A 21,870-nucleotide genomic window follows, 5' to 3' on the forward strand; every position below is an offset into this window, starting at 1 on the left:
ACCCACCACCCCCATCGACCCGTCCGCCCGGACGAACCCCGACCCGCAGCACGGCCGGTCGCCGCGCAGCCGCGTGACCCGCGTCCTGACCGCCGGCATCGCCGCCGTGGCCCTGACGTGCGGTGGCCTGGCCGTGGGCGGTGCCGCGAACGCCGCCCCGACCGGACTGTCGTCGGCCGACCTCAAGCTCGCCCAGCCCCTGCGCGACGCGAAGCCCTCGAAGACGATCGCCGCGTTCGTGCGGACGACCGGCGAGGGGGCGCTCGCCGTCGACGCGAAGGCCAAGGGCGGCGACCTGACGAAGTCGACGTCGCGCTCCGCCCAGGCCGAGCAGCGCGTCAAGGCGATCGCCTCGACCGTCGACGCCGTGAGCGCCGCCGTCAAGCAGGCCGACGCGAAGGCGACCGAGCTGTACTCGACCGAGTACACCGTCCCGGGTGTCGCCGTCGTCGCCGACGTCGACGCGCTCCGCAGCATCGCCGAGCGGTCCGACGTCGAGAGCGTCATCCCGCTCACCCCGAAGAAGATCGTCGACCCGACCCCGGGTGACGCCTCGCGGGCACCGAGCGGCGTCGACCCCGACCTGCTCACCCCCGGCGCGGACGGCGTCGCCCCGAAGAACGCGGCGAGCGACGTCTACACCCGGGCGCTCGACGCCTGGCAGCAGACCGGTCGGACCGGCAAGGGTGTCAACGTCGCCGTGCTCGACACCGGCCTCGACTACACGCAGGCGGACTTCGGCGGACCGGGCACCACGGCCGCGTACCAGCAGGCCCTCGCGAGCACGAACGCGCCGGACAAGAGCTGGTACGACGGCTCGAAGTTCCTCGGCGGCTACGACTTCGCCGGTCCCACGTACAACGCGGACACCAAGAGCGCCGCGTACGACCCGACCCCGAAGCCCGACGCCAACCCGATCGACGGCAAGGGCGGCGACCACGGCACCCACGTCGCCGGCACCGCCGCGGGCTTCGGCCTCACCGCGGACAAGAAGACCTTCCGCGGCGACTACGCGAAGCTCACCACGCAGCAGGTCCAGGACATGTGGATCGGTCCGGGCACCGCGCCCCAGGCCGGCCTGTACGCCCTCAAGGTGTTCGGTGACGGCGGCGGTTCGACCGACCTCACCGGCGCCGCGCTCGACTGGGTCGGCAAGGCCCTGACCGAGGGCAAGGACATCAACGTCCTCAACCTGTCGCTCGGTTCCGACTACGGCGCACCGGACGACCCCGACAACGCCAAGATCGACGCGCTCACCGCCCGCGGTGTCCTGCCCGTCATCGCCTCGGGCAACGCCGACGACTTCACCGACATCGGTGGTTCGCCGGGCAACGCCGAGGGCGCGCTGACCGTCGCCGCGAGCGCCACCGGGCAGTCCCTGTTCGACGGCGTGAAGGCGACCGCCCCCGCGGACGTCGCGAAGACCTACCGGTCGCAGTACTCGCAGAACTACCAGGGCACCCTGCCGGTCGAGGGCGACGTCGTCGTGCCGACCATCAACGTCGACGGCTGCCAGGCGTTCAGCGCCGACGAGGCGGCCGAGGTGAAGGGCAAGGTCGTCTGGCTGAAGTGGACCGACGGCGCACTCGAGTGCGGCTCGGGCGTCCGCTTCACCAACGTGCAGGCAGCGGGCGGCATCGGCGTCCTGCTCGCCGGCACCGTGACGAGCTTCGACTCGGGCGTCGCGGGCAACGCGACCATCCCGGGGGCCGAGCTCACGTCGGACAGTGTGGCGAGCCTCCAGGCCGCTGCCCAGGCCGGGACCCTGCACGTGCAGTTCGCACAGGAGCTCAAGGGATTCCAGCTGGCGACCGAGCAGGCGAACGTGAACACGCTCGCGTCGTTCACCAGCCGTGGTGTGCACGGCTCGTTCGACGACATCGTCAAGCCCGACGTCGCTGGCCCCGGGGTCAACGTGATCTCGGCGGCCAACGGCACCGGTGACGGCCGCATGTCGATGAGCGGCACCTCGATGGCGACCCCGCACGTGGCCGGCATCGTCGCGCTGACGTTCCAGTCGCACCCGTCGTGGACGGCCCCGCAGGTCAAGGCCGCCGTGATGAACACCGCGACGCACGACGTGGAGCAGGGCGACCGCACGGCCACGCTGCTCCGCCAGGGCACCGGCCGCGTCGACGCGCTGCAGGCGGTCACCGCCGGCACCACGGTCCGCAGCGTCGAGAACGACCAGCTCGTCACCGCCTCGTACGGTGTCGTGGAGGTCAGCGGTGCCGCGACCGAGTCCCGCACGCTGCAGATCCAGAACACCGACGGCCGGGCGCACACCTACGACGTGGCCTACCAGCCGCAGGTCGACCAGCCGGGCGTCGCGTTCACGCTGAGCACCAAGCGGGTCACGGCTCCGGCCCACGGCACCGCGACGGTCAAGCTGACGTTCACGATCGCCGACCCGTCGAAGCTGCGTCGCGTCATCGACCCCACCCAGGAGTCGGTGCAGTCCGGGTACCAGCGTGAGTTCGTCGCGGCGGCCTCGGGCGTCGTGGCCTTCACGCCGACCGACACGTCGCTCAACCCGCTCCGCCTCGGTGCCTACGTGGCGCCGAAGCCGGTCAGTGCGGTGCACGGCAAGGACATCGCGTTCTCGGGCACCCAGACGCAGGCCGACCTCGCGCTCGCCGGGCGTGCGGTCGACCAGGGCGACGCCGTTACCGGGTACCACTCGGTCGTCGCGCCGTTCGTGCTCGGCGGGACGGACGGCCAGGAGTCGTTCCCGGCCGGTGCGGCGAAGCAGTCGCTCCAGGCGGCGGACATCCGGTCGTACGGTGCGAACTACGACAAGGCGTCCGACACGCTCGCGTTCGGCGTGCAGACCGCCGGCGCCGACGCGAACCCCGGTGCCGTCACGAACGTCGAGGTCATGATCGACACGAACCGCGACGGCAAGCCCGACTACCTGGTGTACGACGCGAAGTCGGCGACGGTCGACGCCACGTTCGCCACCACGGTGGACCTGGCGACGGGCGAGACCGTCGACTCGCAGCCGCTGAACGGCGGGACCGCGGGGCAGGACGTCAACACGTTCGACAGCGCCGTGAAGGTCCTGACGGTCTCGGCGTCGACGATCGGCGCGACCGGTCCGTTCGACTACTCGGTGCTCACCGAGTCGGCGTACGCCCCGGCCCTCGCCACGAGCGGCTCCAACGTCGTCGACGAGACCGCCCAGGCGACGTACGACCCGACGAAGCCGGCGCTGACCTTCGCGCAGGGCACCACGACCGGTGTGCTCTTCGCGGACCAGGGCTCGCTGCAGGTCACGCGTCCGGCCGACGTCACGAACGCGCGCATCCTGCTGCTCCACCTCGGCAACGCGGTGGGCGACCAGGCGGACACGCTCGCGGCGGCGCAGACCGCGCCGACGCTGGCGCTCCGCCCGGGCAGCGCGGTCACGATCTCGGGCACCCCGAAGGTCGGCAAGACCCTCAAGGCGCAGCACGGGTCGTGGGACGGCAAGAAGGTGACGTACTCGTACCAGTGGCTCCGTGACGGTGTCGCGGTGCCGGGTGCGACCGGGCAGCAGTACTCGCTCGGCACCACGGACGCGGGGCACCGCTTCCAGGTGACGGTCACCGCGAAGGCGTCCGGCTACCAGGACGGCACGGCGACCTCCGCCGAGACCGCGGCGGTGGCTCCCCGCCGCTAGCCGACAGCAGGACGCCCCGCTACCGACCGGTAGCGGGGCGTCCTGCTGTCCGGTTCCTCCCTGTGCCCGTGCGCCCAGTGCGGCAAGGGGACATGTAGTTAGACAAACTAGACAATCGGTGCCACGCTGCACGCATGCGAACGCAGAACAGCCTGATGCAGCTCCGGGCGAACCCGATGGAGTGGCGTCGTCGCGGCCTCACGCCGCCGGACGTCATCCAGGCGATGATCGAGGAACGCCTCGCCGAGCCGGGTCACTCCCAGCCGGTCGGCGACCCGTCCTACCAGGACTTCTTCCGCATCTGAGCGCGGAACGTCACCCCACGACGGACGGGAGGCGCGGTGCCGGCTGGCACCGCGCCTCCCGTCCGTTCGTGGTCGGGCCGGACCCGCGTGGTCGCCGTGACCGCCCGGGTCCCGGCCCTGGCCGGGACGAGTCCCCGATCTCGTCGGTACGGTGCGGCCGCGCTCTCCACAGGCGGGTGACGCGGAGGTGACCAGTCGATAGACTCGGGTGGACCACCGGCCCAGCCCGCCGGTGCGGTCCTCCGCCAACGTGAGGAGAACCTCCATGCCCGCAGCAGTCATCATCGGTGCCCAGTGGGGTGACGAGGGCAAGGGGAAGGCAACCGACCTCCTCGGCTCCCGCATCGACTACGTCGTGAAGTTCAACGGCGGCAACAACGCCGGGCACACGGTCGTCGTCGGCGGCGAGAAGTACGCCCTGCACCTGCTGCCCTCGGGCATCCTCACACCCGGCGTCACCCCGGTCATCGGCAACGGCGTCGTCGTCGACATCGAGGTGCTGTTCCAGGAGCTCGACGCGCTCAAGGCCCGCGGGGTCGACGTCTCGAAGCTCCGCGTCTCGGCGAACGCGCACGTCATCACGCACTACCACCGCACGATCGACAAGGTGACCGAGCGCTTCCTCGGCAAGCGTCAGATCGGTACGACCGGGCGCGGCATCGGTCCGACCTACGCCGACAAGATCAACCGCGTCGGCATCCGCATCCAGGACATCTTCGACGAGAACATCCTGCGCCAGAAGGTCGAAGCGGCCCTCGACCAGAAGAACCACCTGCTCGTCAAGGTCTTCAACCGTCGTGCGATCGACGCCGAAGAGGTCGTCGAGTCGCTGCTGTCCTACGCCGACCGCCTGCGCCCGATGGTCGCCGACACCGCGCTCGAGATCCACCAGGCGCTCGAGCGGGGCGAGACCGTCCTGTTCGAGGCCGGCCAGGCCACCATGCTCGACGTCGACCACGGCACCTACCCGTTCGTGACCTCGTCGTCCGCGACCGCCGGCGGTGCCGCGACCGGTTCCGGCATCGGCCCGGGCAAGCTCGAGCGCATCATCGGCATCGTCAAGGCGTACACGACCCGCGTCGGCGCCGGTCCGTTCCCGACCGAGCTGTTCGACGAGTCGGGGGAGTTCCTCCGCGCGAACGGCTTCGAGTTCGGCACCACGACCGGTCGCCCCCGTCGCTGCGGCTGGTACGACGCCCCGATCGCCCGGTACACGGCGCGCATCAACGGCGTGACCGACTTCGTGCTCACCAAGCTCGACGTCCTGACCGGCCTCGAGACCATCCCCGTGTGCGTCGCGTACGAGGTCGACGGGCAGCGCGTGGACGAGGTCCCGGTCAACCAGTCCGACTTCCACCACGCGAAGCCGATCTACCAGGACTTCCCCGGCTGGTCCGAGGACATCACGGGCGCCCGCTCGTTCGACGACCTGCCGAAGAACGCGCAGGACTACGTGCTCGCGGTCGAGGCGATGTCGGGTGCCCGCATCTCGGCGATCGGCGTCGGCCCGGGCCGTGACGCGATCGTCGTGCGGCACGACCTGCTCGGGGCGGCGCTCTGACGATGCGGATCCTGTTCGTCTGCAGCGGCAACATCTGCCGGTCCCCGCTCGGCGCCCAGGTGCTGACCGCTCGGCTCGGCCCGGACGCCCACGCGTTCACGGTCGAGTCGGCCGGCACGATCGCCGACGACGGTGCCGCGATGGACGGCCCGGCCGCTGCGCAGTCCGCGCGGCTCGGTGGCGACCCGTCGACGCACCGCTCGCGCTACCTGACCGAGCAGATCGCGGCGTCGGCCGACCTCGTGCTGACGGCCGAGCGGTCGCACCGTGCGGCCGTGGTGTCGCTCGCGCCCCGGACGGCCAAGCGCGCCTTCACGATCAAGCAGTTCGCCCGCGTGCTCGACGGGCTCGAGCCGGGCGACCTCGCCGGGATCGCGACCGCGCAGGACCTGGTCGACCGGATCGCCCGGCTGCGGGGGACCGTCCCGCCGCCGGCCGACCCCGCGGACGACGACGTCGACGACCCCTACCGGCGGTCCGAGGCGACGCACGTGCGGGTCGCGGACGAGATCGACGCCGCACTCGCGCCGATCGCGGACGCCCTGCGCGCGCTGCGCTGAGCTGCGCCGAGCTGCGCCGCCCCTCCGGACGGCGCGACGCCCCCGCTGCACGCGCAGCGGGGGCGTCGTCGTGTGCGGAGGCGCGGGGGCTTCGTCCCGGGGTGGCCCGGGCCGCGCTCAGTCGCGCAGCTCGGGCAGCCGGTAGGTGCCGAGCGTGACCGTGTGGGCGCCCTGCCCGAGCAGCTTCCGCACGACCGCGTCGGTGCGGGCCCGGTTCGGTACCGCGTTCCGGCGCACCAGGGTCGTGACGAGGTTCTGCAGCTCGGTGGCGTCGGTCACGATCGCGGTCGAGGCACCGCCGCTGCCGGTCTCGCTCTCCCCGCGGTCCTCGGCCTGGACGTACGCGGCGGCGTCGCCGGAGTAGAACACGGCCGAGTGCACCCACGAGGGGCCGCCGCCGTCCTCGTCGCTCAGGAAGTGCTTGAGCCGGCGGGCCTGCTGCCGGACCTGGCGCGCGGGCGAGGCGCCGCCGGCCTGCACGCGCACCTGCCACCAGTGCTCGACCTCGTCGGCGTGGTCGAGCACCCGGCGGCTGCGCACCTGCACCGCGAAGGAGCCGGTCAGCGAGGACTCGTCGAGCAGGTTCCGGAAGGCGTGGTGCACGGTGCTCGGCTTGCGGCCGTCGAACACGATGCCGTTCCACCGCTTGTTCTCGACGACGAGCACGTGGCCCGACTCGAGCACCAGGACGTGGTCGAGCTGCGCGACGAAGCTGCGGCTCCGGTCGCGCTCGGCGCGGGCGACGGGAGCGAAGACGACGTTGGTGAACAGGGCGCCGTTCACCCCGACCGCACGGCAGACCTCGTGGATGGTGCGCTGCGAGGCCTCCTCCCACCGCATGCCGCGGCGGGCGAGGTCGCGGCTCTGCTCGGCGTCGGCCAGGGCTTCCTGGCGTGCGACGTCGGCGGCGACGAGCCGGCGGGCGTGCTCGGCCTCGGTCGCAGCGGTGCGCTCGCGGTGCTCCCGTTCGAGCGTGCCGGTCTGGTGGTCACGGAGTCGTTCGGCGTCGGCGAGGGCGGCACGGGCCGAGGACTGGTTCCGCCGCAGGACGATCACCAGGAGGACCACGACGACCGCGAGCCCCCCGGCGACCAACCACGGCACGAGCTCGCTGGTCATGGTGCAACCCCACCACACCCGGGCACGGGGGAGCGGACCGGCGGCGGCGAGTCGAGCCAGCGGCGGCGGGTCGGGCCCCCGGCCGAGCAGGTCGAGCACGTCCAGCCGGCCACGCCGGTGGCAGCGGCGCCGCCGACGCTGCCCGGTCGACTCCCGGAGGAGCCGCTCAGCGCGGCCAGGTCGCGACGACCGCAACGGCGTTGAACAGCACGTGCGCGACGACCGCCGCACCGATCCGGTTCGTCATCGCGACGAGGGCGCCGGTCAGCAGACCGAGCACGAACGTCGTGACGAACACCTGGAACCCGGCGATCGTGGTCGTCGCGGCGCCGAGGAACAGGTGGGACAGGGCGAACAGGAACGCCGTCAGCACGACCGCGAGCCACTGCGTGCGCGGTGTGAGCTCGGCCGCCAGGGTCCGCTGGAACAGCCCGCGGAAGAACGTCTCCTCGATGACCGGGCTCACGATCACGATGCCGACGGCAGAGACGACGAGCAGCCCCACGTCCGGTGCCCCGAGCGACGGTGCCGGGGTCAGTCCGGTGGTCCCGGTCAGGGCGATCGCGAGCACGACGTCGACCACCCGCGCGAGGATGACGATCCCGAGCGCGAACACCAGGTCGCCGAGCTCGATCCGGAACCGGCCGAGCGTGCCCTTGCCCGTCCGTGCGATCACCCACACCGCGCCGAGCACGAGCGGCACCCACACCGACAGGTTGCCTGCGAGGACCTGCAGCGCGGGCGGCTGGATGGCCCCGCGGAGGGTCAGGCTGCTCACGATCCGGGCGAGCACGACGGCCACCACGAGGGCGACCAGCAGGGCGACGAGGTCCCGCTGCCGGGCGGTCGAGGGCTCGGTGGTGTCCGCGTCCGGCTGCGTCGTCATGGGGCGAGCGTAGAGGACGGTCGAGTCACTTCCGCCACAACAGGCGAGTAGGCCTCATCCGTGTGGCACTATTTACAAGCCGACTGCTGGGAGAACCCCTGCAGACCCTGTGTCGGGACCACAGGAACGGTCAGGATCGGGGAAGGCGGGCCGCGTGGAACTGCGCGACTACATCACAGTGCTGCGCAAGGGATGGGTGCTGATCGTCGTGCTCGCCCTCGTGGGTGTCGCCGCGGCGGCCGGGTTCTCCCTGCTCAAGAAGCCCGTGTACTCGGCGAGTGCGCAGGTGTTCGTCTCGACCGAGACCTCGGGCAGTGCGAGCGACCTGGCGCAGGGCAACACGTTCACGCAGCAGCGCGTGCTGACCTACTCGAACCTGGTGCAGACGCCGATCGTGCTCCTGCCGGTCATCTCGTCGCTCCGGCTCGACATGAACGCCGACCAGCTTGCCTCCATGGTCTCGGCGACGGCGCCGACGAGCACCACGCTCATCTCGATCACCGTGACCGACACGAACCCGGTGCAGGCCACCGAGATCGCGAACGCCGTCTCGGCGAGCCTGACCAACGTCGTGCAGGACATCGAGTCCACCGACGCGAACGGCAAGGGCACCGTCAAGCTGACCCGCGTGAAGCAGGCCGACGTGCCGCTCGCGCCGATCAGCCCCAACGTCCCCGTGAACATCGCCCTCGGCCTGCTCGTCGGGCTCGCGCTCGGCGTCGGCATCGCGGTCCTGCGCGAGACCCTCGACAACCGCGTCCGCACCGAGGTCGACGTCGAGAAGATCAGCGACAAGCCCGTCGTCGGCGGCATCGCGTTCGACGGCAAGGCCGCCGAGCGACCCCTCATCGTGCAGGTCGACCCGCGCAGCCCGCGCGCCGAGTCCTTCCGCACGCTCCGCACGAACCTGCAGTTCCTCGACCTCGGCACCGGCTCGCGCACCTTCGTGATGACGTCGTCGATGCAGTCCGAGGGCAAGAGCACCACGGTCGCGAACCTGGCGATCGCGCTCGACAGCGCCGGCTTCCGCGTCATCCTCATCGACGCCGACCTGCGCCGCCCGCGCGTCGGCGAGTACATGGACGTCGACGGCTCCGCCGGCCTGACCGACGTGCTCATCGGCCGCGCCACGCTCGAGGACGTCGCGCACCCCTGGGGTCGCGGCAACCTCGTCGTCCTGCCCGCCGGGCAGATCCCGCCGAACCCGTCGGAGCTCCTCGGTTCGAAGGCGATGGAGGAGCTCATCGCGACGCTCGAGCAGCAGTTCGACTACGTGCTGTTCGACGCCCCGCCCCTGCTGCCCGTCACCGACGCCGCGATCCTGTCGAAGAAGGCGTCCGGCGCCATCCTCGCGGTCGCGTCCGGCAAGACGCACAAGGGCCAGCTCGCCGCCGCGGTCGCGTCGCTCGAGAACGTCGGCGCTCCGATCGCCGGCTTCGTCATCACGATGATGCCGGTACGTGGGCCGGGGGCCTACGGCTACGGGCGCTACGGCTACGGCTACGGCTACGGCCTCGACGACGAGCAGCCGCCGCAGCCGTCCGCGAAGCCGCCGAAGAAGGCCCGCGGGAAGCTCGGCACGCTGCGCCGCGCCGACCGCTGAGACGGGGGACGACGACATGGCTCGTGACCGGGGGACCCGAAGCCTCGGCGGTGCACTGCGACGGAACACGCTGATCGGCGTCGCCGTCGTGATCGTCGCGCTGGTCGTCATCGACGTGGTGCTCGTCGCGCTCGCGCTCGGCCGCACCGACCCCGCCACGACGGGGACGCCCCGTCCGGCGCCCACCTACTCGAGTGTGCCGTCCGACGACGCGTCGGCGACACCGTCGCCGACGCCGTCGGCGTCCGCGACGCCGGGCGCGGGCGGCACCGCGCAGGGTGCGTCGAGCGTCCCGGCCCGCCACCTGCTGTCTGCAGTCGACGGCCGGGAGGCATGGCGCGCCTCCAGTGCGTCGTGTTCCGCTGCGGACGTGGTGCTGGAGCACACCGTCGACGCGGGGACCACCTGGCAGCCCGTCGCGCTCGGCCCGGACGTGCGTGCCCTGTGGGGCATGCGCGCCACGACCAGCGGACTGTCGATCCTCGCCGCCGTCGGCGACGGATGCGCGCCGACCGAGCGCACCAGCGTCGACGACGGCGCGACCTGGAAGGCGGCCACTGCCGGCGCTGCCGGCGCCGCGATCACGCCCGACGGCCTGCTGCTCAACGGCGTCGCGGTCCCGACGCCCTGCCCCGAGCCGATCGACGCGTTCCAGGGCGTCCGCTCGGCGATCGTCGTCTGCGACACCACCGTGCAGTGGCGCGCCGGCACCGGCGCGTGGGTGTCGGTGCCGCTCGCGGGTGTCCGCGGGGTCGCCGTGAACGACGCCTCGTACACGCTCGCCCGCGTCGGTGTGCCGGAGTGCCAGGGCGTGCAGATCGCGACCATGAGCGCCGTGGGCGTGACGCCCGCGACCACCGCCAAGGCCGTCGGCTGCGAGCCGGCGGACGACGGCGCGCAGATCGCGATCGACCGGGCGGGCGTCAACGTGTGGACGTGGGTGGGGGACGCGGTCGCGGTGTCGACCGACGGGGGCGCGACGTGGTAGGCGGGAGGTCCCGGTGACCGTCCAGGGCGCGCGTGCCGCGACCACTCCGGCGAGCACGCTGGAGTGGAGCCACCGGTACTCCCGGCGCGTCCTGGTGACGGACCTGCTCGCCCTGATCTGGGTCGTGTTCGGCGTGCAGATCGCCTGGCTCGGGTTCAGCTCGGACCTGGCGACCAACACCGCCGACCTCAAGCTCAGCTACTTCGCGATCTCGGTCGTCGTCATCGCCGTGTGGATGACCGGCCTCGCGATCTACGACACCCGCGGCCCCCGCGTCATCGGCGTCGGCAGCTCGGAGTACCGCCTGGTCGCCGACTCGAGCGTCCGGGTGTTCGGCCTCATCGCCATCGCCGCGTACCTGCTGCGCGTCGACCTCGCCCGCGGCTACGTCCTCATCGCCTTCCCGCTCGGCATCCTCGTCCTGCTGCTGTCGCGCTGGATGTGGCGGCAGTGGCTCGTCGCCGAGCGCAAGCACGGCGGCTACTCGGCGCGCGTGCTGCTCGTCGGGTCGACCGCGAGCGTGCTCCACATCGGACGGGAACTCGCCCGCTCGCCCGAGGCCGGCTACCGCGTCGTCGGTGCCGCGGTCGCCGACGGCACCCGCGGTGTCCTGCCCGGCAGCACCATCGAGAGCCACGGCGGCATCGACGACGTCGCCGCGGCGCTCCGCGCCACCGGCGCCGACACCGTCGTCATCACGAGCTCGGACGACCTGCCGCCCGAGCGCGTCCGCCAGCTCAGCTGGTCGCTCGAGCCCGGCCGCCAGCACCTGGTCGTCGCGCCGAGCCTGACCGACATCGGCGGCCCGCGGATCCACACCCGCCCTGTGCAGGGCCTGCCGCTGATCCACGTCGAGACCCCGACGTACTCCGGCCGGAAGCTCTACACGAAGCGCGCCTTCGACCTGGTCGGGTCGGCGCTGCTCATCGCCGTGCTGTCGCCGCTGCTCGTCCTGCTTGCGATCCTGGTGAAGGCCGGTTCGTCCGGGCCGGTCTTCTTCCGCCAGGAGCGCGTCGGCCTGAACGGCTCGACGTTCCACATGATCAAGTTCCGCTCGATGGTCGTCGACGCCGAGGCCCGCCTGCAGGAACTCAGCGCGCTCGACCGAGCCGAGGGGAACACGGTCCTGTTCAAGATGAAGGACGACCCCCGGGTGACCCGCATCGGAGCGGTCATGCGCCGCTACAGCCTGGACGAGGTGCCGCAGCTGTTCAACGTGCTGGTCGGCAACATGTCGCTCGTCGGCCCCCGACCGCCGCTCGCTCGCGAAGTCGAGCGGTACGACCAGCACGTGCACCGCAGGTTCCTGGTGAAGCCGGGCATGACGGGGCTGTGGCAGGTCAGTGGGCGGTCGGACCTGTCGTGGGAGGACTCGGTGCGGTTGGACCTGTACTACGTGGAGAACTGGTCGGTGATGGGCGATGCCGTGATCGTGTGGAAGACGGCGCGAGCTGTACTTGCGAGTGAAGGTGCATATTGACCTCTTTCCAGCACGGCGATCAGCTAGCCAGCCGATACGCGACGCAGCCGATCTCGCCCGCTATAGCCCTACTTTTCTTCGCGGTGGGGTTTTCCGCCGCGTTCAGAACCCTACAGATTGGCAGTGTCCACCTGTTTACGGTTCTTACTGCACTCGCCTTCCTAGCTCTATGGAGCCGGCGGAAGCCTTCGATGGCTGTGCTCTCAATCGGGCTTATGGCCTTGCTAGGTATCGGCCTGATCGATATGTCGCTTCTATGGCCGAACTTGGCTGTGAATCCTCTGCTTGGGGCGCAGCTGGCGATTCTGGGAGTCTCCGCTTTCGCTTTAGCAACGACGGCCGACAAGAAATCAGTTTTGTGGGCATACCGTGGGTTACTTACGGGTGCGAGCTTGTCCTCAGCGGTAGCAATACTTCAGCAGTTTCGACTGATTCAAACCGAACTGTGGACGGACAGCAGCGGCCTTTCTCGCCCCACCGGATTGGTGGAGGAGCCTGATTGGGCCGGCTTTTTTGCAGCTTGCGCACTTCTACTCCTCGTACGAGGCGTCGTGCGCAGAGGTCGTGTGTGGTGGTTGTTGTTCGCCATCAACAGTGCTTGCGTAATCTTCTGTCTAGCACGAGCATCTTGGTTGGCTCTGGCGGTATCCTTTGCGCTAGTCCTATTCGCGGTGGCGACGAAGCGTCGAACAGCCTATCCCATAATTGTGGGACGGCGACTCGTGGGGGCCGCTTCCATCGCTCTCTTTTTAGTGATCGTCGTCGATCGACCCTTCCGTGAAATAGCACTTAATCGAGTCCTGAGCATTTTCAGTGATGAGCACCGTGACCTGAATGCCGTGTATAGGCAGCAGCAGCTAGATGGACTCTGGAATTTGGTTCAAACCGCTCCGTGGCACGGGTGGGGCCTAACCGCAAGCGCTCGTGTCAGTAGTACGGGAGTGTTGGGCGTACAAGGCGGGAACAGCGTCCCAACAAACTGGGTACTCGGGCTCGCATCGGATGCGGGTATCCTAGCTTTCCCGTTCTTTGTGATGGTGCTGGTGCTTGCTGTCCTTCGGGCTGGATCAGTTTCGGCCCAGGTGCTGGCTATGGTAGCGGTGAACAGTTTGTTCTCGAATCTGCTTTTTTCTCCGATCTGGTGGCTCGCCTTAGCGCTCGCGGCTAGCGAAGATGGAGCGTTGGTGTCCGCGGCACCGGGGAAAGGTTCATCGGCAGCGCACCGTTTGAGAGGGCGAGTTGGCGTTGGGTAGTGGGCGTAGGGCTGTATCAATCACATTGGTAGCGAACATGCTGCCGGCTGCACTTGGATTCTTGAGTGCGCCCGTGCTTGCTAGAGCATTCCCGGTGGCGGAGCGTGGGGAGGTTGCTGCCGCGACCGCACTGGTGCTGCTGGCGAGTAGCTGCTTGTCCTTCGGTTTCCCGGAGTCTCTCACCTACCACTTCGCTCGCCACTTGGTGGATAGGAGGCTCCTGACCTCGGTGGCCCTTGTGGTCCTCGCTGCGGGCAGCCTCACATGGATCGCGTTGCTGGGCTCACTACCACTTTTGATGCCGGGAGATGCGCAGGTACAACAACTGACAAGACTAGCCTTGGTGGCCTTGGTGCCGACACTGTTTGTCGGAGCGGCACGGGGTATCGCGATAGGCCTACAGCGGTGGTGGTTGGTCGCGATCGAACGGGGAAGCGGCGCTGGCCTGAGGTTGATCGCGCTCCTGGCGCTTCTGACGTCGGACAATTTGAGCCAGGAGTGGGCTGTCGCGGTCGTTTCCATCAGTGGCTTCGCTGGCGGAATCGCGTATCTAGGCTTGATCAGGCAGCAGACCTTTGCAACTACTGATCCTCAAAGGGTCACACTTCGGCAATTCACATCGTACGGCAGTCGAGTATGGATCGGCTCGCTAACCGGAATCCTTCTGAGCCGCCTGGACCAAGCGATCCTGACTCCGATCGCCGGCGCCGACGCCTTGGGCATATATGTTGTGGCGGCTACAATTGTTGAACTATCCCTTGTGATTAATGCTGCAGTAAGCACCGTGATGTTTTCGCGCCAGTCCTCGAGCGTGAACGACGAGGAGCTGGGCTCAGCAGCAAGAGTGTCTACATTATTGACGTTTGTTGCCTGCGCCTGTATCGCCGCTGTGGCGCCGATTGCCATACCGCTTGCCTTCGGGGGCGAATACGACTCAGCCTTCCTGCCATTATGCATTCTCCTCGCGGGTGTATCTCTCGCCAATCCAGGTTCCGTTGCGGGCTCGGGGCTGAATGCGCGGGGGCGACCAGGGCTCCGCAGCGTTGCATTGCTCGCGGGACTCTCGGTGAATATCCTTTTGCTTCTCTCACTCGGCTCGCAATTCGGTGCAGTCGGGGCTGCAGTGGCGACGCTCGGCGGCACCTTCGTAGCGGGGTGGACGAATATCGTTTTTTTGAGATTCATGTACGGTGTCCCGGTCAACAGCTTTGTTGGTATTCGCCGATCTGACCTTCGACTTATAAAGGAAAATGTGCTCAGTGCGCGAGTAAGGGGAGCAAAATGAGCAGGCTGTCGGTGGCCTATGTGGCGAGTACGCAGTATGACGGCGGCGCGGAGCGGCATGTTATTCGCCTAGCAGCCTTGATGGGAGAGCTTTGCCCGGCTTTCATCATTGGGGGCTTCGGGCGCGACGGCGCGATTGAGCAACAGGCTCGGAATTATGCGCTCGGGGGAAAATGGGTTACGCGTAACCTCCCTTCGGCTTTCGTCCGCTTGCCGGTAGAGCTCTGGCGAGCGCGAAAGATTGCGCGAACGCGACCGGCGTCGGTCTATCACATGCATTTCAAGCGAGAGCAGATTGGTTTTTCAAAGTCGTTCAGCAAACTAGGTAGGGTCGTCTGGACGGAACACGGCGTTTTTCCCGGAAGTATTTTCGGTGCTGTTCTGAAACCACTTTATAGGCGCGCTTCCCGTAATGTTCACACGATAATCTGCGTCTCTGACCGTGTGCGCGACAGTATCGAGGAAGTTTTAGGGTCGTCCCAGAAGCTCGTAGTCATCCCTAACGCCGTCGACGTGCAGCAGTTGCGTGCCGCTCGTGAAAGTCTGCGTAGTCGAACAAGGCAGGAGATGGGATTCAATGACACGGACCGTGTAGCTCTGATAATTGGGCGGCTGTCCCCTTCGAAACGTCCTCGTCTTGCGATCGAAGCGGCTCTCGACGGTCGATGCAAGGTGATCGTTGCGGGCGCAGGGGTGGAAGCCGCAGCGTTGAGGCACGACTTTGCGCCCGCCGGGGTTCGCTTTCTCGGATCAGTAGCAGATCCTCGTCCCCTGTGGGCGGCCGCAGACGTTCATTTGTTTCTCTCCAACGGAGAGGGCGAAGGACTTCCTACCGTCCTGCTCGAGGCGGGCGCTGCTGGTGTGCCCACCGTGATCTCATCTGACTGTGGTTTCGCCGATCTGGCTACCGGAATGGGGGGCGTCGCCGTCGATCCAGTGCGCGATCGTGTTTCGAGAGCTTTGAGCGAATGGGAGTTCTCCGACGCGGTTCCGTCAATCGTGGACGCCTATGATACTCGCCGGTGGATTCAATCGCACAATGCGACCTATCTCGATGCTGTCAGGGAGCGCTCATGACGAACGAATTGGGAGCCTTGACTAGGTCGGTGGTAGGTATGTCGGTCATGCACGCGCGCAATCTCTTCTATCGACGACGCTTCCCCTTTGCCGCTAGTGGCGTCACGGTTAGTCTGACTTCTTATGGAGCGCGACTCAGAACTGCGCATCTGGCGGTCGAATCGATTCTCCGAGGGCGGGTTAAGCCGAGTCGGGTGATTCTTTGGATTGCGGAAGAAGAAAGAGTGGCTCGCCTACCGGGCGGGCTTAGGCGTCTCGCGGCGAGAGGGGTAGAGATTCGCTACGTTCAGGACGACGGGCCGCACAAGAAGTACTGGCCAATTATCTCCGAGCTGGACGAACTTCCCCTAGCGGTCGTAGTGGCCGATGATGATGTCATTTATCCTCGCTATTGGTTGGCGGAGTTGACGGAAGAGCATGATCGGACTGGGCGAGAGGTTATTGCTCATCGTGCCGCGTTAGTTGACATAGACGAGTCAGGGAACATAAAACCCTATGTTGAGTGGCAACACGCGCTCAAAGGGGAGTGTGGACCACGAGTTCTTCCCACGGGCATGGGGGGTGTCCTCTATGGTCGCCTCGCCTTAGAAGCAGTGGCCGCGCGTGGAACTGGCTTCCGAATTGTTGCTCCGCGGGCCGATGACCTGTGGTTGCACGCTTGCGTAGTATCCGCCGGATTTCAACCGGTACAGCTCAAACGTACTGATCGCAGAAATTTCGCAGATGTTCGTGGGAGTGGCGCCGCAACGCTGACTTCGCAAAATGTGGGCGGCGGAGGTAATGATGAAGTATTCGCGCGACTTCTTATGTGCCCGTCCTACAACGCCGCACTTCGAAAGGGCGCTGGGTCTCTAGGGCCGAGCTAGATATCCAATCCTCCTGCTGCTAGATACCAGGCGGCGCTGACCCGTCCGTCACGCAGGGGCAACGTGGCTCGTATCGACGTTGGTTCAAGCGGCCGCGCGAGAGCTCGGCAAATTGCGGTCGCAAGTTCCTGAGATGTGGGGGAGGCGGCCACAAGCACGTGCCCGTTGGCCTGCAACCATGGCGCTAGGCCGGTCTCCATAGTGGTAACTATGGTGAGACCTGCCCTTAAACCGTCCTGGATCGGGAGTCCTATCTGTTCGCGCCACCGGCCCTCCCTGAGCGAAGGAGCGATGAGAATCGACTGCTGGTTCAGTACACTGCCGATCTCGTTCTTCGGGATGAAGCCCGCGTATGAGCGGGACTCTGGCGACTGCCGGACGAAATCTTCCACCTGGTCGGAAAGAGGCCCTGATCCGACGATATGCAGCTTGGCCGACGGGCATCGTTCCTCCACGATGGCCCACGCCTCTAGGAGCAAGAGGATGCCCTTACGGGTTTCCAGTCGACCGACGAAGACAGCCCGACCTGGAGTCTTGCGGTCGGGAACGCCCTCGGGTGCCGCTGGAAGGTTTGTTATGAGCTCACTGGGCACAGACAGAGTTCCGGACAGACTGTGGTAAGTGGTGCGCGCGGACTCACTTGCGTAACTCAGGCGCTCGTACGCTAGGCGTATGTAGGAACCCACAAGCGCCCGAAAAAATGGCTGCATCAGATTTGTGCCAAATCTGGTCCCGAGCAGAGCGGAGACTTCGTTGTTCTCCAGGCAGTAGGACCGCAGCAGCCTCCGCTTGCCTCGCGCAACCCCAGCCACCGAGAACAGTCCGAATGAGACGAAGTGGAGTGGAAGAAGGCGTACCCACAACGGTTCCCAAATTTCGATCCTGTTCGCTTTGGTCTTCAACATCAGGAGAAGCCAACGCGCTTTGGTGATTCTCGTAACGCCTTGAGGATCTTCATCAGCAAGGTCATACTTCTTCTCGAAGTAGTAGGTCGCAGCGGGAGGCCAGTCAGGAAGGAGCTCGAGGTGGTAGGGGCGTAGTTCCGGGATAACACGTATGACCATGTGCATCACGCCTCCTCCAACCAGCGACTCCAGGACGATCGCGCTCGGTCGTAAGCGAGCTTTGACAGATTCGCGCTCCCGTGCTCGTCTTGAGAGTCGCCTTCGACGGTAGCGAGGATGGCTGCGGACCAGGATGCCGGGTCACTTGTCGCTGTTACAAGCGCGGGGTGATCCTCCGGAAATAGCGAAGCCAGAGAACTGTCACGCGGACCTATCACGGGAGTCTGCATTTCCAAGGCTCGAATCGCAATCCCTGACTGGTAGAACCGCTTATAAGGGAGAAGGACGGCCGCGCTTGTGGCGAGTAGGTTCTGCATCTGATCCTCGCTGACAAATTCGTCCCGGACTGACCAACCTTCCACTCTGGGCCAGCCACGCCCAATGATCTCAAAGCCGAACGAGGCTAGGTCGGGTCTAACCGCGATCTCCCGAAGTAACGAGAGGTCTCGTGTGGATTTGAATTGCCCGAGTACGCGAATTATTCGTGATCGCTGTCCAGCGATTCTTCTTAGGGGTGGAAGCATAGGGTGCGGTACCACAATCGCGTGCTTCGCGGAGAGGGCAGGCAAATCTCGTCGTGCAGTCTCGGAGTGGACGAGAACGCGCGTTCGGCTACTGGAACGTGCAGCCAGACCTCTGGAGATGCGTCCGTTGCCAACAGCGCGAACAAGAGGAATCGGGTCGTGAACGACTATCCAGGTATTCCGACTCCAATTGAGAATAAGGTCGATGTAGCCCAAAACTGGCCAGGCCACGATGACTTTATCGTGTGATGTGGATGCCGCGCGTCGGGCGCGCAATGAATGAATCACCCATCTTAGTCTCGACTGATCAGGTCTGAGGGAAGGCTCGGGGTGTTCGAAGAGCGTTACTTCCGCTCCGGCTGAGCGTAGATCATGCTCCAGCTCGGCGCAGTAATGCGCCAACGCACCCTTGAGCGGATTCACAACGGCGATTTTCTGACCGTGGTTCACCGTTTGCGTCCGGCGATGAGTTCGATCAATACGTTTTCGTATTGCGAGCAGATACGGTCCCAGTCGTACGCTTGTTTTCCTCGCGCGAGATTCGTCGCAGCCTGCTGCTCCATGCTTGCCTTGTTCCGCATGGTGCTCTCGATCGCAGCCGAGATCGCAGCAGGTTGAGCTTCGGTGAAAGTGGCGGTCGACGTCAGGACCTCTCGGTTGTAGACCGTGTCTCGGGCAACTATCGGGGCGCCGCTGAACATGGCTTGCACCAGCGCAGGATTTGTTCCGCCGACGCTGTGGCCGTGGAAGTACGCTCCGCAGTGCTGCCACAAGCTGTGTAAACGTTGATCGTTCCGTACATGTCCGAGCCAGGTGATGTTATCGATCTCGTTCAGCCGCTCGGCCTCGCGGTCTAGTTCGCCGTCGAAGCCGTCGCTGCCGACGATCACCACCTTGTGCTTCTCGGCCAGTCGGCGTGCCGCCTCGAAGAATTCCTTAGTGCTATTTTCGGGCACAAAGCGTGCCACGTAGAGGATATATTCTCGGTGAATCAACCCCGGTTCGATAGGTAGCTCCTCGAGTTCTTGCCCTCCGTAGGGGATGAAGACCCCTTTTGCTCCGAAAGTGTTCTGCCAGAATTTCTCAATAGCGCGCGCATCGAATATCAGTGTGGCCGCATATTTCGCGGTCAATTTGGCTCCGGTGCGGAAAATGGACTTAGCAAGCCGCCCCCATTTTGCTCGGATCCATTCAATCCCGTCGACGTTCACGGCGCTCGGGATTCCTCGCGTCCTGAGTATCGGAAGGAAGAAGCCATTTGCTACATTCATCACCAGGGCGACATCGGGATTTCGCCGGAAGGCGTCCAGGGATGCTGTCGCGCCAAACGAGAGAGTGCTCAACGATCTCGAATTGATGCCCCTGGTCGTGATTGTGGAGATGCCCTGATGGTTGAAATCTGGGTCCTCGGTGGTGCTTCCTGGGCGGCCGTAGACAGTTACCTCCCAGCCGCGAGCGGCGAGGTAAGGGGCAAGATGGCGGACCGCGGTCTCGAAGCCCCCGTAGAAGCTCGGATACCCTCGGGTGCCGATGATGGCCACTGATCGTTTCACCGATTGCTCCGCTCACGGTTGGGTTTCGGGGTATCACTCATGTTACGGGGGTCTCGCGGCTGAGCTCATCGAAATTTGGCGTCCTCCCGGACCCCCGTCGCCCGGAGTACCGAGCTTGTTACTGAGTGCAGGTACTCCCCGTGTCGACTGCGAGCTAGAGATGAGTGGTCCTAGACTCAGTCCATGTCCGACCAGCCCGAGTCGCGACGCGCTGCTGCACCCCGGGGGAACAGGGCCCGGACCGTGCTGTGGATCGTCCTGGCCGTCGTCCTCCTGCTGATCCTCGCCGTCGCCTGGGTGGGGGTGCGTGGGATGCTCGCGAAGGGGCACCTCGAACGTGCAGTCGCCGACGTCGGTACCCTCCGCTCGCAGTTGAGCAGCGGTGACACCGACGGCGCGCAGAAGACCGCCACGAGCCTGCAGGACGAGGCTGCCGCGGCGCGATCCCTCACGGGGGACCTGGTCTGGGGCGCGTCGCAGTACGTGCCGTTCTTCGGCGCGAACCTCCGAGCCGTCCGTCAGGTCTCCGTGATCGTGGACGACATCGCGACCGGCGCGATCAAGCCGGTCTCCGGCGTCGTCGGTGAACTCGGCACCGACTCGTTCGCGCCGAAGGACGGCAAGGTCGACCTCGAGCCCCTCGTGCGTGCCCAGGCACCGGTGCAGCAGGCGGCGACGACGATCGACAAGGCGAAGCAGGACGCCGACGCGATCGACGTCAGCGGGACGCTGTCGCCGGTCACGTCGGCAGTGAACCAGCTGCGGAATGCGTTGCTGTCCGTGTCGAGCCAGGTCGACGTCGCGAACCGAGTCGTCCAGCTCGCCCCGGCGATGCTCGGTCGTGACGGTGATCGCCGGTACCTGCTGCTCTTCCAGAACAACGCGGAACTCCGTGCCGGGGGCGGGATCCCCGGAGCGGTGGCCCTGCTCAACGTGCAGGACGGCGGCATCTCTCTCCAGGAGCAGCGCTCGGGCCAGTCCTTCGGCCCGTACCCGGAGTCCGTGCTGCCGCTCGACGACGGCACGAAGGGCCTGTACGGCGACATCACGGGTCGCTACATGCAGGACGTCACGCTCACGCCGCGGTTCGACGTGTCCGCGACGCTCGCGCGCGAGATGTGGAAGCGCGAGACCGGCACCGAGGTCGACGGCGTCCTCGCCATGGACCCCGTGACGCTCGGGTACCTGTTGCAGGCCACGGGCCCGATCCAACTCCCGAGCGGTGACACACTCAGCACGGACAATGCGTCGTCGCTGTTGCTCAGCGGCGTCTACGCCCAGTACCCGAACCCGGTCGTGCAAGACGCGTTCTTCGCCTCCGCCGCGAGCTCGGTGTTCCAGAAGATCTCGAGCGGTGGGTTCGACGCGAAGCAGTTCATCGCCGCGCTGACCAAAGCGTCGGGGGAGGACCGGCTGCGACTGTGGAGTGCGGACAGCGGCGAAGAGCGGCTCATCGCGGGAACCTCGCTCGCGGGCCAGCTGCCGACGGTGTCGCGGGAGACCCGACAGTTCGGCGTCTACCTGAACGACGGTACGGGCGCGAAGATGGACTACTACCTCGACAAGACGATCTCGGTCGGGTCGTCGGTCTGCCGCAAGGACGGACTGCCGACCTCCGCGGTCGAGGTGACCATCACGAACACGGCCCCGGCCGATGCGGCGACGAGCCTGCCGAAGTACGTCACCGGCGGTGGCGCCTTCGGGACCGAGCCCGGCAAGATCAAGACGCTCATCGCGGTCTACGCACCGAAGAACGCGATCTTCCTCGGCGCCTCGCAGGACGGCAAAGCCGTGGGCGTGCAGACCGCCATCGACGACGGCCACCCGGTCGCACAGCTCCGGACGGTTCTGGCGCCGGGCGAGAGCGCGACCTTCCGGGTCGCGTTCCTCGGCGAGGTGCAGGACGCGAAGGCCGGCACCGAGGTGCTGTCCACGCCGGGCATCCAGCAGGCGAAGGCGCTGCCGCTGCGCTTCGACTGCGGCACGCCGGTCCCGCAGGGCTAGCGCGAACCATAGGACTCCGCCGGTCGTCAGTCGGCGAAGGCTCGGCGTGTTGCTCCGCAGAACGCAGTCGAGTCTGTCCCCA

15 protein-coding genes are annotated in these 21,870 nt (G+C 66.7%); 11 read left to right on the forward strand and 4 right to left on the reverse strand.

Going from position 1 to position 21,870, the window contains the following annotated elements; translation table 11 throughout:
* The 4 genes from BEP24_RS05930 to BEP24_RS05940 form a co-directional block, all read left to right on the forward strand.
* Positions 1-3,661 (forward strand): S8 family serine peptidase (locus tag BEP24_RS05930; protein WP_065961332.1); only part of this gene is annotated, 3,661 nt, incomplete at its 5' end.
* Between the two features lie 134 nt (positions 3,662-3,795).
* Positions 3,796-3,966: a hypothetical protein gene (locus tag BEP24_RS17470; RefSeq protein ID WP_171898736.1), complete on the forward strand. Its 171-nt coding sequence runs from the start codon at positions 3,796-3,798 to the stop codon at positions 3,964-3,966.
* Between the two features lie 265 nt (positions 3,967-4,231).
* On the forward strand, positions 4,232-5,527 hold the full coding sequence (locus BEP24_RS05935) for an adenylosuccinate synthase (RefSeq protein WP_065961336.1): 1,296 nt from the start codon (positions 4,232-4,234) through the stop codon (positions 5,525-5,527).
* 2 nt (positions 5,528-5,529) lie between these two features.
* Entirely contained in the window at positions 5,530-6,087 is a 558-nt protein-coding gene (locus BEP24_RS05940) for a hypothetical protein (RefSeq protein WP_065961340.1), read from the forward strand.
* A gap of 117 nt (positions 6,088-6,204) precedes the next feature.
* Here the strand turns inward: BEP24_RS05940 and BEP24_RS05945 are convergent, their stop codons facing one another.
* Positions 6,205-7,206 carry a nuclease-related domain-containing protein gene (locus tag BEP24_RS05945; protein ID WP_141693373.1) on the reverse strand — a complete coding sequence of 334 codons (1,002 nt, stop codon included), beginning with the start codon at positions 7,204-7,206 and terminating at the stop codon, positions 6,205-6,207.
* A gap of 166 nt (positions 7,207-7,372) precedes the next feature.
* Positions 7,373-8,092, reverse strand: coding sequence for a CPBP family intramembrane glutamic endopeptidase (locus BEP24_RS05950; protein ID WP_065961345.1), 720 nt, complete (start codon positions 8,090-8,092; stop codon positions 7,373-7,375).
* 154 nt (positions 8,093-8,246) lie between these two features.
* Between BEP24_RS05950 and BEP24_RS05955 the strand changes: the two genes are divergently transcribed.
* The 6 genes from BEP24_RS05955 (at position 8,247) to BEP24_RS16490 (ending at position 15,777) form a co-directional block, all read left to right on the forward strand.
* Positions 8,247-9,695, forward strand: coding sequence for a polysaccharide biosynthesis tyrosine autokinase (locus BEP24_RS05955; protein WP_065961347.1), 1,449 nt, complete (start codon positions 8,247-8,249; stop codon positions 9,693-9,695).
* Between the two features lie 16 nt (positions 9,696-9,711).
* Complete coding sequence (locus BEP24_RS05960; protein WP_065961350.1) at positions 9,712-10,683, forward strand: hypothetical protein; 972 nt, start codon at positions 9,712-9,714, stop codon at positions 10,681-10,683.
* 13 nt (positions 10,684-10,696) lie between these two features.
* A complete protein-coding gene (locus BEP24_RS05965) occupies positions 10,697-12,163 on the forward strand; it encodes a sugar transferase (RefSeq protein WP_083230130.1) in 1,467 nt (488 codons plus the stop codon).
* Between the two features lie 245 nt (positions 12,164-12,408).
* Complete coding sequence (locus BEP24_RS18180; RefSeq protein ID WP_366556879.1) at positions 12,409-13,416, forward strand: O-antigen ligase family protein; 1,008 nt, start codon at positions 12,409-12,411, stop codon at positions 13,414-13,416.
* A complete protein-coding gene (locus tag BEP24_RS16485) occupies positions 13,409-14,701 on the forward strand; it encodes an oligosaccharide flippase family protein (RefSeq protein ID WP_290439174.1) in 1,293 nt (430 codons plus the stop codon). The genes BEP24_RS18180 and BEP24_RS16485 overlap by 8 nt, the downstream gene beginning before the upstream one ends.
* Positions 14,698-15,777 carry a glycosyltransferase gene (locus BEP24_RS16490; RefSeq protein WP_083230132.1) on the forward strand — a complete coding sequence of 360 codons (1,080 nt, stop codon included), beginning with the start codon at positions 14,698-14,700 and terminating at the stop codon, positions 15,775-15,777. Before BEP24_RS16485 ends, BEP24_RS16490 begins: the two co-directional genes overlap by 4 nt.
* Before the next feature lie 862 nt (positions 15,778-16,639).
* Here the strand turns inward: BEP24_RS16490 and BEP24_RS16495 are convergent.
* Both BEP24_RS16495 and BEP24_RS05970 read right to left on the reverse strand, forming a co-directional pair.
* On the reverse strand, positions 16,640-17,713 hold the full coding sequence (locus BEP24_RS16495; RefSeq protein ID WP_253181599.1) for a glycosyltransferase family 4 protein: 1,074 nt from the start codon (positions 17,711-17,713) through the stop codon (positions 16,640-16,642).
* A gap of 964 nt (positions 17,714-18,677) precedes the next feature.
* Entirely contained in the window at positions 18,678-19,772 is a 1,095-nt protein-coding gene (locus BEP24_RS05970; RefSeq protein WP_216093110.1) for a glycosyltransferase, read from the reverse strand.
* Between the two features lie 195 nt (positions 19,773-19,967).
* Here BEP24_RS05970 and BEP24_RS05975 point away from each other — a divergent pair, with 195 nt between their 5' ends.
* Positions 19,968-21,788 (forward strand): DUF4012 domain-containing protein, encoded by a 1,821-nt coding sequence (locus tag BEP24_RS05975; RefSeq protein WP_065961357.1) that lies wholly within the window; start codon positions 19,968-19,970, stop codon positions 21,786-21,788.
* Positions 21,789-21,870 lie beyond the last annotated feature (82 nt).

It is taken from the genome of Curtobacterium sp. UCD-KPL2560 (genome assembly GCF_001705035.1).
Taxonomy (GTDB): domain Bacteria; phylum Actinomycetota; class Actinomycetes; order Actinomycetales; family Microbacteriaceae; genus Curtobacterium.